Here is a 16,512-nt window from a genome sequence, read left to right on the forward strand (position 1 = left end):
CGGTCAGAGCTCCTTCCGGATGTTCACGAACCGCAGCAGGATGCCGATCACGATCAGCACCGTGCACAGCAGCACCACCGCCGTCGCGGCGGCGGACGGGTATTGCAGCAGCGCGATGTCGTTCGAGATCAGGCGGCCCACGTTGGCCTTCTGCGAGCCCGACATGAACCGCACCGTGATGAAGTCGCCCATCACCAGCGTGACGACGAAGATGGTGCCGATCATGATACCCGGCTTGGTCAGCGGGATGATGACGTGAAGCAGCGTCTGGAAGCCCGACGCGCCGTTGTCATAGGCCGCTTCGATCAGCGACTTGTCGATGCGCATCATCGTGTTGAAGATCGGCACGACCATGAACAACGTGTACAGGTGCACGAAGGCAAGGATCACCGAGAAATCGGAATACAGCAGCCATTCCAGCGGCTGGTCGATCAGGCCCCAATCCTGAAGCGTCTGGTTCGCGATGCCGTTGCGGCCAAGGAAAGGAATCCAGCTGATCATGCGGATGATGTTCGAGGTCCAGAACGGGATCGTGCACAGCAGGAACAGCGCGATCTGCATCGTCTGGCTGCGCACGTGGAAGGCCAGAAAATACGCGACGGTAAAGCCGATGGACAGCGTGAAGGCCCATGTGATCAGCGCGTATTTGAACGTCGCCAGAAACACCCGCCACGTCACGGACGATCCGAACAGGAATTCGTAGTTCTCGAACGAGAAGTCCGGGATGATCGAGAATTCGGTCGCACGCCAAAAGCTGACGATCACGATCATCACGATCGGCGCGACAAGGAAGGCCAGCAAAACCAGCGTCAGCGGCGCGGCCTGAAGCCAGCCCAGCAGGTTGCGGCCCATAGATCCCGGCGGTTTCGGCGGGCGCGTCGACTGCGGCACGGCAGGCGGCGTGTCGGTCAGCGTCTCGGTCATCGGCAGGCCTTCGAAAAAGGAAAAAAGACGCGGAGGCCGAAACCCCCGCGCCAGTGGTTCATCATGCAGCGATGAATTCGTTCCACTTGCGGACCATGTACTGGTTCTCGTCCATGACGGCGTTCCAGCAAGCCACGCGGCCCATGCGCTCTTCGAACGAGCCGCCGTCGCGGACTTCGCCAGCCTGGGCCAGCGCGTCGCCGGTGGGCGAGGTGATGACGTCGGTGGCTTCCTTGCCCTCGAACCAATAGCCCCACTCGTTCTCGGACATGTACTCTTTCGAGGTTTCCGGAACGGCTGAGTAATAGCCCTGACGCATCAGATAGCCGCCGACCCAGCCGGACAGGTACCAGTTGATGTATTCATAGGCCGCGTCCAGCTCGATGCCCGACAGCGCGTTCGACAGGCCGATGCCGCCGCCCCACGAACGATAGCCCTCTTCCAGCGGCTGGTAGACGCAGGGAATGCCGCGCGACTTCACAGCGGTGATCGCCGGCGACCACATCGACTGGATCACGACCTCGCCCGAGGCCATCAGGTTCACGGATTCGTCGAAGGTCTTCCAGAAGGCGCGGAACTGGCCGTTCTGCTTGGCCTCGGTGAAGATCGCGAAGGTGGCGTCGATCTCTTCGCGGGTCATGTTGCCCTTGTCGCCATAGGTGATCTCGCCCATCGATTCACAGACCATCGCCATGTCCATGATGCCGATCGAGCTGATGTCGAGGATCGAGGCCTTGCCCTTGAACTCGGGGTTCAGCAGTTCCGACCAGTTGTTGATCGGACGGCCGATCAGGTCGGGGCGGATGCCCAGCGTGTCGGCGTTGTAGATCGTCGGGATCAGGGTCATCCAGTTGGTCTGTTCGTCCGCGAACTCGGTCGCGCCCGGCTCGGGGATGAAGCCCACGGTGTGCGGCGCGGTACCCTGTGCGATCTCGCTGTCCGGGGTCAGCTTGCCGTCTTTGAAGATGCCGACGATCTTGTCGTAGTTGGCGATCTTCGACACGTCCATCGCCTGCAGGTTGCCGGTCGGCCAGACCTTTTTGCAGATCCAGTACTCGATGTCGGCGATGTCGAAGCTGTCGGGCTGGGTGGCCGCGCGCTGGGTGACGCTGTCGGAATCGAGCGCGGTCATTTCCAGCGTGAAGCCAAGGTCTTCCTTCACCTTCTGGGCCACGTCGTTCAGGTTCGACACGCCGGTGCCGAACTGGCGCAGCGTGACGTCCTTGATGTCCTGCGCCCAGACCATCGGGGCGGGCAGCGCCGTTGCGGCGATCGCGGCGCCACCGGCTTTCAGCATCGACCGGCGGGTGTATCCAACTCTGGCTTTGGCCATCGTGTTCCTCTCTTCTCTTCCCTGTGCCTTGCGGCGTTTCGTTGGTGTTTGGGGTTTGGCCCGGGCGGCGCCCTAAGCCAGGAGGCGGTGCAGCCGCCCCTCATCCCAGGCAAGGCCGACGGCATCGCCCGGATTCTTCGGATTGGCGTAGAACTCGGCCTCTGGCACCAGCGCCAGAACCTCGGTCTCGCCCAATTTCGAGGTCACGGCGACGCGGTCGCCTTGGTACTCGACCACGCTGACGGTGGCGGCGTGGCCGCTGTCGGCCAGCTTCACGTCGTCGGCGCGCAGCGCGAAGCGGCCGCCGTTCAGGTCGATGACGTTGTGGCCGCCCATGAAGCGAGCCACGAACTCGGTCCGGGGGGCGCCGAACACATCGCGCGCCGTGCCGGCCTGTTCGATGACGGCGTTGTTCATCACCACCACCTCGTCGGCCAGCGCAAGCGCCTCGTCCTGTCCGTGGGTGACGTGGATGAACGAGATCCCCAGTTCGCGTTGCAGGCGCTTCAGCTCGCCCCGCACGCGGATGCGCAGGAACGGGTCCAGCGCCGACAGCGGTTCGTCCAGCAACAGGACGCGAGGCTTGGTGACCAGCGCGCGGGCCAGCGCCACGCGCTGCTGCTGGCCGCCCGAAAGCTGCGCCGGAAGACGTTCGGCCAGATGCCCCATGTCGACCAGCGCCAGCATGTCGTCGGCGGCCTTGTAGCGCGCGGTCTTGTCGATGCCCTTCATTTTCAAAGAGAACGCCACGTTGTCACGCACCGACAGGTGCGGGAACAGCGCGTAGCTTTGGAACATCATCGCGGTGCCGCGCTGTGCGGGCGGAAGCCGCGAGATGTCCTGTCCGTCCAGCAGGATCGACCCGTCGCTGACCGACTCGTGCCCGGCGATCATCCGCAGCGTGGTCGACTTGCCGCAGCCCGACGGGCCCAGAAGACAGACGTATGTACCGTTCGCGAAGACATGGTTGATGTCCTTCACCGCCACGGTGTCGCCGTAGCGTTTGGTCAGATGCACGAGTTCCAGATCGTTCGGTGTCCGCATGTCCGTCCCTGCTGGCTGCTTGAAAGCACTCTTCGCGATGCCGCGCGTCAGAGGGCAGGCAAATCGCCACCGCGCCGCGGCCGAAACAGCATTTGCCCAATTATCAGGCAACGGCGCGATACCCGCGCACAGGATAGCGTCCAACATTGTATACGATCCTGAATGCGACCCGACGTCCCCTCCCGAATCCTTGCCCCTCTAGCCCATCGCGCGCAGGTTCGGGTCCGGAGGCAGACAATGGCAGATTCAGTTAATCAGGCACCCAGCAGCGAGCGCGTGGCAGACGACATGTCTCGGGCGATCCACGAGCATCGCCTGTCGCCCGGAACCAAGCTGAACGAGGACGAGGTGGGCGCGATCTATGGCGTCAGCCGCACCGTCGCCCGCGCCGCATTGCAAAGTCTTGCGCACAAGCGGCTGGTCGAGCTGCGGCGGAACCGGGGCGCGTTCGTCGCGCAGCCATCCGCCCGCGAAGCGCGCGAGGTGTTCGAGGCCCGCGCCCTTCTGGAACCCCGCACCGCGCGGTCGGCGGCGGAACGGGCGACGCCCGAGGACATCGCGGTTCTGCAGCACCACATCGACGAGGAACACGCGGCGATCCGGGCGGGCGAGCTTGGGCGTTCGGTCCACCTGTCCGGCATGTTCCATCTGGAAATCGCCCGTATCGCGCATCAGGAAACCATCGCCGAATTCATCGCGCAGCTGATCGCCCGGTCGTCGCTGATCGTGGCGCTGTACTGGAAGCGGCGCGGCGCGATGTGCGAAAGCCATGCGCACCACGCGCTGATACAGGCCTTTGCGCGGCACGACGGCGACCTCGCCGAAGAGTTGATGAAGCACCACCTTGTGGATCTTGTGACCTCGCTGGACCTCAGCAACGTGTCATCCGCGCCGGCGTCCCTGCGCGAGGCATTGCGTCCATGACGGCGACGTACCGGACCGCCAGTGCGTCCGAGGTCGCGCTGATGCTGGACTGGGCGGCGGACGAGGGCTGGAATCCCGGTCTGGACGATGCTGCCGCCTTTTTTGCCGCCGACCCCGACGGGTTCTTCGTCGCCGAGGTGGACGGTACCCCGGTCGCGGCGATCTCGGTGGTGAACCACGACGACACGATGGCCTTCCTTGGCCTGTACCTGTGCCGCCCGTCGCATCGCGGCCGCGGCATTGGGTTCGGCCTGTGGCAGCACGCGCTGGCCCACGCAGGCGACCGCACGGTCGGGCTGGACGGCGTTGCGGCGCAGCAGGCGAATTACGCGCGGTCGGGCTTTGCGCCAGCCGGGGCGACGCGCCGGTTCATGGGACAGCTTCCTGCCGGAACGACCGTGGGGCACCGCCCCGCCACACCGGCGGACCTGCCCGCGCTTGCGGCTTTGGACCGGGCCGCCTGCGGCTATGACCGCCCGGCGTTCCTGTCGAACTGGATGATGGGAAGCGCGACGCGCCGGACGGTTGTGTCCGAAACCGGCGGTGCATTGGATGGGGCGGCAACCGCCCGAGCCTGCCGCGAGGGGATCAAGATCGGCCCGGTGATCGCGGTGGACGCAGAGCGCGCCCTGTCGCTGGCAGCCTCGGCGGCAGCCGCCCTGCCCGTCGACGGGCCGCGATTCATCGACGTCGCGCCGGGACAGGATGCGCTGGCAGAGCGCCTTACATCGCTGGGATTTCAGGAAACCTTCGCGACGGCCCGCATGTACCGGAGCGCCCCGCCGCAACCGGACGGGACATTGCAGGCCGTGGCGACGATGGAGCTGGGTTGACGCGCAGCCGTCAGGCCGGATCCGGCGCTGGCAATCCCTCGCGACGCGGGCGCGGCGCGCTGACTTCGGCGACCGGCGCATTCTCGACAAACCGCCGCAGCAGGTAGACGAAGAACCGCAGTTCGTCCTTGTTCTCGGCCAGCCCCTCCAGCCGGCGGGCGACCTGTTCCAGAACCTCGCTCTCGCCGTCAAGCTCGACCTCGGCAAGGTCAAGGCAGGGGCGCAGCAGGTACAGCAAAGCCTCTGCCGCGGACCTGTCCAACGCCTCGCGCGTGGTTTGTTCGGTGCGGTATTTCGGAAGCAGGACCGACTGCATCGCGCCCAGCGCCTGCTTGAACCGCATGATCACGCCCTGCACGCCATGCCGCGCCTGCTGCGCCACCACGCGCACGCCCCCCAGCACAAGCCGCTGGGTCTGAACCACGCTTTCGGATTCCACAATCACCGCCGCATCGGTGGTCTGAGGCAGGTGCTTGCGGATCTGTGCCACGAAATCCGCTGAGAACGCGCTGCCGATCGGCGTCGCGCATTTGAACGTCGTCACGTTTCGGGCCCCACCCAAGTGGAACTCGATCCGATCCGCGAACCATTCATCGGTCAGCAGATCTCTGGTCAGGGTCAATGAGACCTGGCAACGGCCTTGCTGGTCAGTACCCGCTTCGGCAAGCACGTCTCTGGTTCCTTCGGCTGGGATAAGCCCCTTTTTGGTACGAAGATTTGGTTTACAAACTGTTAACGCACCACCCGAGCCACCAATATAATAAGAGGAAATCCGCCTAGGCCTCTAGTTCGAACGTCCCGAACAGGTACAGCGGCTTGCCGTCTTCATCGAGATCCAGATCCCCGGTCACCCGGCACCGGACCTCTTTGCCTTCGCCGGTTTGCAGGGTCTCGACCACGTCGAACGGGTCTTTCTTTTGCAGCGCCCGGCGCAGGTGCGTCTCTAGCCGGTCCCGCGAGTCCGGGGCGAACTGTCTCAGCGCGGCGCCGAAGCTTCGGGTCTCTGTCTGGTCCTGCCACAACAGGTCCTGCAACCACGGGCTCCAGAAGGTCAGGTCGTTGCCGATGTCGTGAGAATAGAAACCGGTCGCCTGCTTTGCCGCGATCCTGTTGTAGTGCCGGACCAGAAGGTCGTCCGTCCGCGCCCGGGTATAGTCGCGGAACACGCCGACCATCGCCACCGTCTCGCCGGTCTCGTCCCGGACGGCGGCGCCTGCCGCTTCCACCACGATCACCCGGCCGTCCGCCCGCATCAGCCGCGCGAAATAGTGGAACGGCGTGCCCGACTCTGCGGCATCGTCAAGCTTCGACCGGATGCGCGCCCTGTCTTCCGGAACGTAGTAAGCGATGGCGGCGTCGATCGTCGGCGGGGCTTGGGTTTGCGTCAGGCCGTGGATCGCGAAGGTCTCGTCCGACCATGTCAGCGACCCGCTGCCCATGTTGAACCGCCACGTCCCGATGTTTCCGAACGACCGCAGCGTGTCGTTCAGCAAGGTGTCGCCGGCCATGTCCATGCTGTCGATCATCACGACAAGCCCGATCAACTCGTCCCCGTCGGTCAGCAGCGGGGTCACGGTCAACAGCTTGAGTTGCCAGTACAATTCAAAATGGCGGTTGCAACTGCGCCGCTCTACCAGCGCCTGCGAACAGATATCCACCAGCGGCGGATACCCCGGCGGGATGCGGCACTGCGACAGGTGCCCCATCGACTGCCCCCGGTCGCGGATCTCGAAGGTCTCGACAGCACTGCCCGACGCGTGACGGATCAACAGCCCCGGATCCAGCATCATCATCACGGTCGGCAGCCGCTTGATCAGCCCGTTCAGTTCGACCCCAGTGCGTTCAAGCTGGGCGCTGTTCACGATCAGCTCTTCGTTGACGGTGATAAGTTCCTCGTTGGTGGACTGAAGTTCCTCGTTCGAGGTCTCAAGCTCTTCGTTGGTGGATTGCAGTTCTTCGTTCGACGACTGCATTTCCTCGTTCAGGGACTGCAACTCCTCGTTCGAAGTCTGCAACTGCTCGATCGCCACCTGCAACGTCTCGCGGGTGCGGGTCAGTTCGGTTTCCAGATACTCGGCGTAGTCGCTTTGCTTGTCTCCGCCCGGCACCGGTGGCACGCGTTGCTCGGTCTCGAACGCGACCAACACCAGCGCCTCGGTCTCTTCGTCCGGCTTGACCGGATAGGCGGTCATCCGAACTGTGTTGAAATCGCGCGCCTCGATCTGGTGCCATTGGCCATACCGGGGCTCGCCGTGCTTCAGGGCCACCATCACCATGCTGTTGGCGTCATAGGCCAGCGCCTTGCGCAGCACGTTCAGCGTCATGTTCCCCTGAATCGGAACCTTCATCTCGACGAACGGGGCGATGTCGCCATAGATCCGCTGCACCACCCGTTCGGCGTTGACCAACAGCCCGGTCCCGGCAACCGACCGTGCCAGCGCATCGAACCGTTTGCGATCCTCGTGCGGCGCCTCGCTGCTGCGGGACGGCACCGGGGACGGACGCCGCCGCAAATCCGGCGGAAGCGACTGGTCCAGCGCCGCGACCGCGGGCAGTCGGCTGCTTTGCTTGCGAAAGATCTTGCCGCCCGGCAGGACCGATGAAAACAGGTGTTCCAGCACGCCCGTGGTCTCGGAGGTGCCAAGGAACAGCAGCCCGTTCGGCTTCAAAGCGTACTGAATCCGGGTCAGGACGCGTTCCTGCAGGCGCGGCTCGAAATAAATCAGCACGTTGCGAATGCTGACCAGATCGATCGACATGAACGGCGCGTCCTGAAACACGTTGTGCCGCGTGAACATCAGGTGCTTCTTCAGCCGCGGGCTGGCCTCGATGTGGTCATCGCCGAGAATGAAATACCGCGACAGGTACTTCTGCGGGATATCCGCAATCGCGGCCGCCGGGTACATTCCCGCCCGACCGATCTTCAAGGCGCGGTCGTCGATGTCGGTGGCGAAGACCTGAAGGCGGTCGGTGGGCACGTTGTCCAGCCCGCCCATCGCCTCGACCGCCAAGACCGCGATGGAATAGGCCTCTTCCCCGGTCGCGCAGCCCGGCACCCAGATCCGCACCGCCGCGTCCGGCGTCTCTGACAGCTTGTCGGCCAACACCTTCGACAGCAGATTGAACTGCTCGGGGTCGCGGAAGAAGTTGGTGACCGAAATCAGCAGGTCGCGGTACAGCGCGTCGACCTCCTCGACCGACACGCGGCAGTGTTCGACGTAGTCTTTGAACTCTTCGATGCCCTTGGCGATCATCCTGCGGTGGATGCGGCGATTGATCGTGGTTTCCTTGTAGTGGCGGAAGTCCACGCGGGTGTGGGCCAGCAGGATCTGGAACAGATCCGAATTCCGGTTGTCGCGTTCGTACATCGCGCGCAGGCTGTCCAAATCGCGCGGGCGTTCGAGGATCTTGGCAAGGTGAAGGCCGATCTGCTGCGGGGTCAGCGTAAGATCGACACAGCCCGTCCGAATGGCGGCGACGGGCATACTGTCGTATTTGCAGGACTCCGGCTGCTGCGCGATCGTGATGCCGCCCGCCTCGCGGATCGCCTGTATCCCGTAACTGCCGTCGCTTCCCGTGCCGGACAAGACGATGCCCACCGCGTATTCCCCGGCGTTCTGCGCCAAGGACTTGAACAGCCGGTCCGCCGAGGGCTTGGAACTGGCGGGGTGCCCCAAGGGTTCGGCCAGCTTCAGGTGGCCGTCCACGTAGATCACGTCGTTGCCCGGCGGCGGGATGTAGATCGTGCCTTCGACCGGCTCGACGCCATCCTCGATCTCGGCCACCGCCAGCAAGGTTTCCCGCGCCAGAAGCTGCACCAGCATGCTTTTGTGGCTGGGCGACATGTGTTGCGCCAGCACGTAGACGCAGTTGAGGTTCTTCACGAGGTTCTGCACCAGCAGCGAGGTCGCCTCGAGCCCGCCCGCCGACGCACCGACACCGACAATGACCATCGGTCTGTTCGTCTCCTGCTCAGACACCGCACCCCCTCATGCTTGGCCCCGAACCGTAGGGTCTGAATAGGACCACAGCTTTTCCGCGCACGGCAACATCGCGACCCGCAAAAAGGCGAAACATGGCTGATTATGTTGCATTCAAAACTTTAAGAACGCTAATTAACTCCTTAATTTAAATAACTTTAACCAGAACTTTGAACGACCTGAGAACCGGCATCACAGCGTATCGCTGCGTGGATCTCACATTGATTTCAAAGCGGAATTCGGGACGGCCGCCGACGCCCCGGCAGACCGTCACCACGCGCCACCAATCGCACCAAGGGCCAAAGCGGGACGGCACCGGTCGCGACCTTCGCGCCGCCTTGGAAACGGTGGATGGATGAATTTCCGGCACGGCTGGCAACGATGATTCGGCGCTAGACGCCGCCGACCGCCCCCGCCCGTTGAAACGAGGCCGAAAATGCGCCGCCCCGCACCCCGGCGACCGCCTTGGTTTTCAACCCTTTTTCGGCAAGACCCGGCCGCTGTGGCGCGCAGGCAACGTCCAAGGCGCCCGGCGGACAATCCGATACCGCTTAATACGCGCGCGAGTCGGAAATGGCCCCGTGTCACCCAACATCCGCGTTATCAGCACCGAAAAGGGCCTGACTCTCCGTTTCGGGCTGATAAATATTAAACGTCTTCGAAGCGGATACCCGCATGCGAAGGGATCGCGGGCCGAAAATCCGCGACGGAGAAAAGAAGATACAGGGGGACCTTCACGCGCATGGACAGTGCATTGCTTCCGATCATGGCGATCCTGCCCTTCCTCGGGGCGCTCGTTCCGGGCCTGATGATCCGTGCAGGCCGCAACGCTTGCGCGACGTTCACCGCCGTCCCGACCCTCCTTGCGCTGGTGTTCCTTGGCCTCATGGCGCCCGCCGTCTTCCGCGGCGAGGTCGTTCAGGCCCAGTTCGAGTGGCTGCCCGCCCTTGGCCTGTCGGCCTCGTTCTTCCTTGACGGTTTGGGCCTGCTGTTTGCGGCGATGATCCTTGGCGTCGGGCTGTTGATCATCCTGTACGCCCGGTTCTACCTGTCCGGCGACGACCCGATGGGGCAGTTCTACACCTACCTGCTGCTGTTCCAAGGCGCGATGCTGGGCATCGTCGTGTCCGACAACATCCTGCTTTTGCTGATTTTCTGGGAACTGACCTCGCTGTCGTCCTTCCTGCTGATCGGCTATTGGAAACACCTGCCCGATGGCCGTCAGGGTGCGCGCATGGCGCTGACCGTGACCGGCGCGGGCGGTCTGGCGATGATCGGCGGGATGCTGATCCTTGGGAACATCGTCGGCAGCTACAACCTGACCGACATCCTTGCCGCCGGTGACCAGATCAAGGCGTCGGACTGGTATTTGCCCGCGCTGATCCTGATCCTGCTGGGCGCTTTCACGAAGTCGGCGCAGTTCCCGTTCCACTTCTGGCTGCCGCACGCGATGGCCGCACCGACCCCGGTGTCGGCCTACCTGCACTCGGCCACGATGGTGAAGGCGGGCGTGTTCCTGATGGCCCGTATGTGGCCCGCGCTGGCGGGGACGGACGCGTGGTTCTACATCGTTGCCTCTGTCGGCCTGATCACGATGGTGCTTGGCGCACTGATCGCGCTGTTCAAGGACGACCTGAAGGCGCTGCTGGCCTTTTCCACGGTGTCCCACCTTGGCCTGCTGACCATGCTGCTGGGTTTCGGCACCCCGATGGCCGCCCTTGCCGCGGTGTTCCACATCATCAACCACCTGACCTTCAAGGCGGCGCTGTTCATGACCGCCGGCATCGTCGACCACGAAGCCCACACCCGCGACATCAAGCGTCTGGGCGGTCTGGCGAAGCTGATGCCGATCACCGCCGTCATCGGAACCGCCGCTGCCCTGTCGATGGCGGGCATCCCGTTGTTCAACGGCTTCCTGTCGAAGGAAATGATGCTGGAAGAGGCGTCGCACACCTATTGGCTGGGCAACGACTGGCTTGTGCCGGGCCTTGCGACCATCGGCGCGCTGCTGTCGGTCGCCTATTCGCTGCGCTTCATCTTCCACGTCTTCGGCGGCCCGGTCCGCGACGACTATCCGCACACGCCGCATGACCCGCCCGTCGGCCTGTGGGCCTCGCCCGCGATCCTCGTGGTGCTGGTGGTGGCGATCGGCGTCCTGCCGTGGCTGGCCGAGCCCATCGTGATGCTCGCTGCCGGCGCCGTCACGGGCGGAGACCTGCCCGACGTGCACCTCAAGCTGTGGCACGGCGTCACCCCGGCGCTGTTCATGTCGATCATCGCCGTTGTCGGCGGGGCGATCCTGCTGGCCGTGCACCGCCCGCTGGACCGGCTGTGGATCGCATCCCCCCGCCCCGAGGCGAAGACGCTGTTCGATGGGCTGGTGAGTGCCTGCGTCGCCGCGACCCGCCGGTTCACCGACGTGACCCACAACGGCGCGATCAGCCGCTACCTTGCGATCTTCGTCGCCGCGACGGTGCTGCTGGGCTATCTCGCGTGGCGCGGCGGCGGCATGTTGCCCCCGACGCGCGACCTTGTTCCCGTGCCGCCGGTCATGGCGGTGGGGTGGCTGCTGCTGGTTTTCGCCGCCGGGTACATCGTGGTCCGGCACCACAACCGCTTTCACGCGCTGGTCCTGATCAGCATCGTCGGCCTGATGATCTCGGCCGGGTTCGTCTACATGTCGGCGCCCGACCTCGCCCTGACGCAGATCACGGTCGAAACGGTCACCATCCTGCTTCTGCTGCTGGCGCTGCACTTCCTGCCCAAGCATTCGCCGGACGAAAGCGGGACGGGCAAGCGGTTCCGCGACGGGGCCATCGCGCTGTGCGCAGGCGGAGGCGTCGCCGCCCTGACCTTCGCGTTCCTGACGCGCGACTTCTCGACCATCTCGGACTATCACCTCGCCAACTCGTACAAGGGCGGCGGCGGCACGAACGTCGTGAACGTCATCCTCGTCGATTTCCGGGGCTATGACACCTTCGGCGAGATCATCGTACTGGGCATCGCGGGCCTGACCATCTACGCGCTGATGGAGGCGCTGCTGAACGGTCCCGCCTCGCGCCGTCTGCGCAACATGGACTTCAGCCAAGACCGGTCGCGCGACCGCCACCCGCTGATGATGGTGATCGCCACCCGCGTGATGCTGCCCATCGCCGTCGTGGTCGGCATCTACATCTTCCTGCGCGGCCACAACCAGCCGGGCGGCGGCTTCGTCGCGGGTCTTGTCGTGTCGATCGCGCTGCTGATGCAGTACATGGCCTCGGGCTTCGCATGGACGCAAAGCCGCCAGCGGATCGAGTACCACTCGATGATCGGGTCGGGCGTCGTGATCGCCGGGCTGACCGGCATGGGCGCGTGGCTGGCGGGCAAACCGTTCCTGACCAGCGCCTTCGGCTACGTCCACCTGCCCCCGATCGAGGAATTCGAACTGGCGACCGCCATGCTGTTCGACCTTGGCGTGTTCCTGTGCGTGCTGGGGGCGGTGATGCTGATGCTGTACTCGCTGTCACGCATCGCGCGCTATGCCGGCGAAACCGTCAACATCGACCCGATGGACTATGACCCGTCCCTCGCCATCCTCGGCGACGAGACAGTAGACCCCGCGTCCGCTTCCGCGAAGGAGGAGAACTGATATGGAAATCCTCGTCGCAAGCGCGGTCGGCTTCCTGACCGCCGCCGGTGTCTACCTGATCCTGCGGCTGCGCGCCTTCCCGGTGATCCTCGGGATCTCTTTCCTGTCCTACGCGGTGAACGTGTTCCTGTTCGCCACCGGACGCATCGCCGTCAACATGCCGCCCGTTCTCGATCCTTACGGGGACGCCTCTTACACAGACCCGCTGCCGCAGGCGCTGGTGCTGACCGCCATCGTCATCTCGTTCGGGATGACGGCGGTGCTGGTGATGGTGGCGCTGGGGGCCTACCTCGAATCCTCCGATGACAAGATCGACATGACCGACGACCACGACACCACGACCGAGCCCGCGGAGCAGCCCGAATGAACCACTGGATCATCGCTCCGATCATCCTGCCGGCCATGATTGCGCCGATCGTGGCCTATGTGATGCGCTACGACATGGTGCTGTCGCGGACCTTCTCGCTGGCCACGACCGTGCTGCTGACCGCGATCTCTTTCGCTCTGGTATTGCAGGCCGCCGACGGCACGGTGCATGTCTATCGCCTTGGCGACTGGCCCGCGCCCTATGGCATTGTGCTGGTGCTTGACCGGCTGTCCGCCATGATGCTGCTGGTGACCTCGGTGCTGGGGCTGCTGGTGCAGACCCACGCCATCGCCTCGGGCTGGGACGCCCGCGGCCGGCACTTCCACGCGCTGTTCCAGTTCCAGCTGATGGGCATCAACGGCGCCTTCCTGACCGGCGACGCCTTCAACCTGTTCGTGTTCTTCGAAGTGCTGCTGATCGCGTCCTACGGGATGATGATCCACTCTGGCGGCAAGCGGCGGCTGCAGGCGGGCCTGCAATACGTGGTGATGAACCTTGTCGGCTCCACCCTGTTCCTGTTCGCACTCGGCACGCTTTACGCGGTGACCGGCACGCTGAACATCGCCGACCTCGCCGTGAAGGTGCAGGAGATCCCGCCCGAGGACGCGGGCCTGATCCGCGTCGCGGCGATGCTGCTGATGATCGTCTTCGCGATCAAGGCGGCGCTGTTCCCGGTGCAGTTCTGGCTGCCGGGCGCCTATTCCAACGCCCCTGCCCCTGTCGCGGCCCTGTTCGCGATCATGACCAAGGTCGGCGCCTACGCGATCATCCGCATCCACACCGTGGTGTTCGGACCGCAGACGCCCGCGCTGGACGGGCTGCCGGGCGACTGGCTGTTCCCGGCGGCGGTCATCACCACCTTCATCGGCGCCTTCGGCGTGCTGGGCGCGAAACGGCTGATGCAGCTGATCTCGTTCTCGGTGCTGGGGTCGATGGGCACGCTGATGCTGGCGATTGCGGCCTTCACCCCCGAGGCCGGGCTGGCCGCGCTGTACTATCTGCTGCACTCGACCTTCGCGGCGGCGGCGCTGTTCCTGCTGGCCGACCTCGTGGTGACGCACCGCAACTCTGGCGACCTGCTGAAGGCCGCACCGCCCACGGTGCAGAACGGGCTGTTCGCGGCGCTGTTCTTCGGCGCGGCCATCGGCATGGCGGGGATGCCGCCGCTGTCGGGCTTCCTCGGCAAGCTGCTGATCCTCGACGCGCTGGCGGACCACCCGCAGATGGCGTGGGCCTGGGTCGCGGTGCTGGGCGGATCGCTGATCACGATCGTCGGTTTCGCCCGCGCGGGCAGCCTGCTGTTCTGGAAGTCCACCGCGACCGACGTGAAACCGGCCGAGGCGCATGACGCCTTGCCCGCCGACATCACACCGTCGGGCCCCGCCGTGCTGTTTCCGACCTTCGCGGCCCTTGGCGTGCTCGCTGCGCTCACCATCCTCGCCGGCCCCGTCTCGCGCTACCTTCAGGCCACCGCCGACGAACTGCACGACCCGGCCGCCTATATCGAACAGGTGCTGGTCAATCAGGGCGAAACGAAGGACCTGTCCGACCACGGCGACGCTGACTACGGCGATGGTGACGGCGACCATGCCGAAGACGACCACGGCGACGACGCCACCGAAGGAGGGACCGACTGATGCTGTTGAAACGGATCTTTCCCCACCCGCTCGTCAGCCTTGCGCTGGTCGTGGTCTGGCTGATGTTGGTCAACAAGGTCACCCTCGGCAACCTGATCCTCGGCAGTGTGATCGGCATCATCGTGCCAGCCATGACCGGGCCCTACTGGCCTAACCGGCCAAAGATCCGGCGGCCGCTGAAGATCGTGGAATACGGGCTGGTGGTGCTGTGGGACATCGTCGTCGCCAACGTCACCGTCGCCGCGATCATCCTGTTCAAGCGCAACGAGAATATCCATTCGCGCTGGGTCTGCGTGCCGCTCGACCTGACCTCGCCCGAGGCGATCACGGTGCTGGGCGGAACGATCACGATGACCCCGGGCACCGTCGCGTCGGTGCTGGCGGCGGACGGGTCCAGCATCCTTGTCCACTGCCTGCACACCGACGACCCCGACGGCACACGGGACCAGATCAAGCACCGCTACGAACGCCGCCTGATGGAGATTTTCCAGTGATCACCTACGCTCTCTTCTTCGCTTTCGGCTGCTTCGGCCTCGCCCTTCTTCTGAACCTGTGGCGGATCATCACCGGGCCGGACTCGGCGGACCGCATCCTTGCGCTGGACACGATGGTGATCAACGCGATCGCGATGATGGTGCTCTACGGCATCTGGCAGGGCACCTCGGTCTACTTCGAGGCGTCGATGCTGATCGCCATGGTCGGCTTCGTCTCGACCGTCGCCTATTGCCGCTTCGTCCTGCGCGGCGACATCATCGAGTAGGAGACCGCCCATGCACATCGCGCTCGAAATCGCCGTATGCGTCTTCCTCGTCATCTCCGGCGTGTTCGGACTGGTGGGGTCCTTCGGCCTCATCAAGCTGCACGACACCATGCAGCGGCTGCACGCGCCGACCAAGGCCACCACGCTGGGCGTCGGCGGCGTGCTGATCGCCTCGATGATCTACCATTGGGCATCGACCGGGCAGGTCACCTTCCACGAACTGCTGATCACGCTGTTCCTGTTCCTGACCGCGCCGGTGTCGGCGAACTTCATCGCCAAGACGTACCTTGCGCCCAACGTGGATGAAGACGCGCTTCCCGATGCGCAGACCGAACACGGCTGGGCGATCTACAACGACCCGCCGCTGATCGCGGAAGCCCTGGACTCGGAAAACGAAAAAGGCGCCTGACCCGGCGCCTTCTTCTCTTTCAAAATACCTCGGGGGGCCGCGCACCGCGCGGCGGGGGCAGAGCCCCCTCCGCCGGCATGACACGCACACCGCAGCGCGCGACGGGGGCAGAGCCCCCTCCCCCGCCGGTCATCCGGGCCTTGGCCCGACCGGGAAGGAACCGCCGCCCACCGGGTACGGGACCCCGGCGGCGGCGGCGACCATCACAGCTGGATGGTGATCTCTTCGATCTCGGCCTTCGAGGCGCCGCGGTACGCGGTCACTTCGATCTCGACCTTGAAGTCCGGCGCGCCCAGCGGCGAGCAGGTGACGGTGCGCTGCGGGTCGATGCCCTTCAGGCGCTCGCCGACGTAGGTCATGACGGCCTTCGCGTCTTCCACGTAGGGGATGAAGATCTTCGACTGCACGACGTCTTCCAGGCACGAGCCGACGGACTTCAGCGCGCCTTCGATGTTGTTGAAGCACTGCTTGGCCTGCTCCACGGCGTCTTCCGACATCTCGCGGGTCTTGTAGTTACGGCCTGCGGTGTTCGACACGAAGATCCAGTCGTCCACTGCGACGATGCGCGAGTAGCTTTCCTTCTCTTCGAAGATCGAGCCGGATTTCACCTTGGTAATCTTGACCATTGCCTATGTTCCTTGTGTTGGCGTTGGTTTTTGGGCGAGAAAAG

At 64.6% G+C, this 16,512-nt stretch carries 14 protein-coding genes; 8 read left to right on the forward strand and 6 right to left on the reverse strand.

The features are described 5' to 3' along the window. Positions 1-3: 3 nt before the first annotated feature. From P1K30_RS18005 to P1K30_RS18015, 3 genes are all read right to left on the reverse strand, one after another. Positions 4-852 carry an ABC transporter permease gene (locus P1K30_RS18005; RefSeq protein WP_275634336.1) on the reverse strand — a complete coding sequence of 283 codons (849 nt, stop codon included), beginning with the start codon at positions 850-852 and terminating at the stop codon, positions 4-6. 133 nt (positions 853-985) lie between these two features. Then, entirely contained in the window at positions 986-2,257 is a 1,272-nt protein-coding gene (locus P1K30_RS18010) for an ABC transporter substrate-binding protein (RefSeq protein ID WP_275634161.1), read from the reverse strand. A 72-nt stretch (positions 2,258-2,329) separates the two neighbouring features. After that, positions 2,330-3,301, reverse strand: a complete 972-nt coding sequence (locus P1K30_RS18015) for an ABC transporter ATP-binding protein (RefSeq protein ID WP_275634162.1) — start codon at positions 3,299-3,301, stop codon at positions 2,330-2,332. A gap of 237 nt (positions 3,302-3,538) precedes the next feature. On the opposite strand from P1K30_RS18015, the gene P1K30_RS18020 reads away from it, so the two are divergent. Beyond that, the gene (locus tag P1K30_RS18020; protein ID WP_275634163.1) at positions 3,539-4,225 is read left to right on the forward strand and encodes a GntR family transcriptional regulator; all 687 of its coding nucleotides are present in this window, start codon (positions 3,539-3,541) and stop codon (positions 4,223-4,225) included. Continuing rightward, positions 4,222-5,058 carry a GNAT family N-acetyltransferase gene (locus tag P1K30_RS18025; RefSeq protein ID WP_275634164.1) on the forward strand — a complete coding sequence of 279 codons (837 nt, stop codon included), beginning with the start codon at positions 4,222-4,224 and terminating at the stop codon, positions 5,056-5,058. The genes P1K30_RS18020 and P1K30_RS18025 overlap by 4 nt, the downstream gene beginning before the upstream one ends. A gap of 10 nt (positions 5,059-5,068) precedes the next feature. On the opposite strand, the gene P1K30_RS18030 is transcribed toward P1K30_RS18025, so the two are convergent. Next, positions 5,069-5,680 carry a hypothetical protein gene (locus P1K30_RS18030; protein WP_275634165.1) on the reverse strand — a complete coding sequence of 204 codons (612 nt, stop codon included), beginning with the start codon at positions 5,678-5,680 and terminating at the stop codon, positions 5,069-5,071. Positions 5,681-5,834: 154 nt separating this feature from the next. Further along, positions 5,835-9,011, reverse strand: coding sequence for a chemotaxis protein CheB (locus P1K30_RS18035; RefSeq protein WP_275634166.1), 3,177 nt, complete (start codon positions 9,009-9,011; stop codon positions 5,835-5,837). A 769-nt stretch (positions 9,012-9,780) separates the two neighbouring features. On the opposite strand from P1K30_RS18035, the gene P1K30_RS18040 reads away from it, so the two are divergent. The 6 genes from P1K30_RS18040 to P1K30_RS18065 are packed head-to-tail and all read left to right on the forward strand — an operon-like array spanning position 9,781 to position 15,842. Continuing rightward, complete coding sequence (locus tag P1K30_RS18040; protein WP_275634167.1) at positions 9,781-12,669, forward strand: monovalent cation/H+ antiporter subunit A; 2,889 nt, start codon at positions 9,781-9,783, stop codon at positions 12,667-12,669. 1 nt (position 12,670) lies between these two features. Then, the gene (locus tag P1K30_RS18045) at positions 12,671-13,036 is read left to right on the forward strand and encodes a Na+/H+ antiporter subunit C (RefSeq protein ID WP_275634168.1); all 366 of its coding nucleotides are present in this window, start codon (positions 12,671-12,673) and stop codon (positions 13,034-13,036) included. Then, positions 13,033-14,673, forward strand: coding sequence for a monovalent cation/H+ antiporter subunit D (locus P1K30_RS18050; RefSeq protein ID WP_275634169.1), 1,641 nt, complete (start codon positions 13,033-13,035; stop codon positions 14,671-14,673). Before P1K30_RS18045 ends, P1K30_RS18050 begins: the two co-directional genes overlap by 4 nt. A 2-nt stretch (positions 14,674-14,675) precedes the next feature. Continuing rightward, positions 14,676-15,167 (forward strand): Na+/H+ antiporter subunit E, encoded by a 492-nt coding sequence (locus P1K30_RS18055; RefSeq protein ID WP_275634337.1) that lies wholly within the window; start codon positions 14,676-14,678, stop codon positions 15,165-15,167. Beyond that, positions 15,164-15,433, forward strand: coding sequence for a K+/H+ antiporter subunit F (locus tag P1K30_RS18060; protein WP_275634170.1), 270 nt, complete (start codon positions 15,164-15,166; stop codon positions 15,431-15,433). The genes P1K30_RS18055 and P1K30_RS18060 overlap by 4 nt, the downstream gene beginning before the upstream one ends. A gap of 10 nt (positions 15,434-15,443) precedes the next feature. Continuing rightward, positions 15,444-15,842, forward strand: a complete 399-nt coding sequence (locus tag P1K30_RS18065) for a Na+/H+ antiporter subunit G (RefSeq protein WP_275634171.1) — start codon at positions 15,444-15,446, stop codon at positions 15,840-15,842. Between the two features lie 203 nt (positions 15,843-16,045). Here P1K30_RS18065 and P1K30_RS18070 read toward each other — a convergent pair whose 3' ends face one another. Then, positions 16,046-16,468 carry a RidA family protein gene (locus tag P1K30_RS18070; RefSeq protein ID WP_275634172.1) on the reverse strand — a complete coding sequence of 141 codons (423 nt, stop codon included), beginning with the start codon at positions 16,466-16,468 and terminating at the stop codon, positions 16,046-16,048. Positions 16,469-16,512 lie beyond the last annotated feature (44 nt).

The organism is Psychromarinibacter halotolerans, assembly GCF_029168315.1.
GTDB classification, from domain to species: Bacteria; Pseudomonadota; Alphaproteobacteria; order Rhodobacterales; family Rhodobacteraceae; genus Psychromarinibacter; species Psychromarinibacter halotolerans.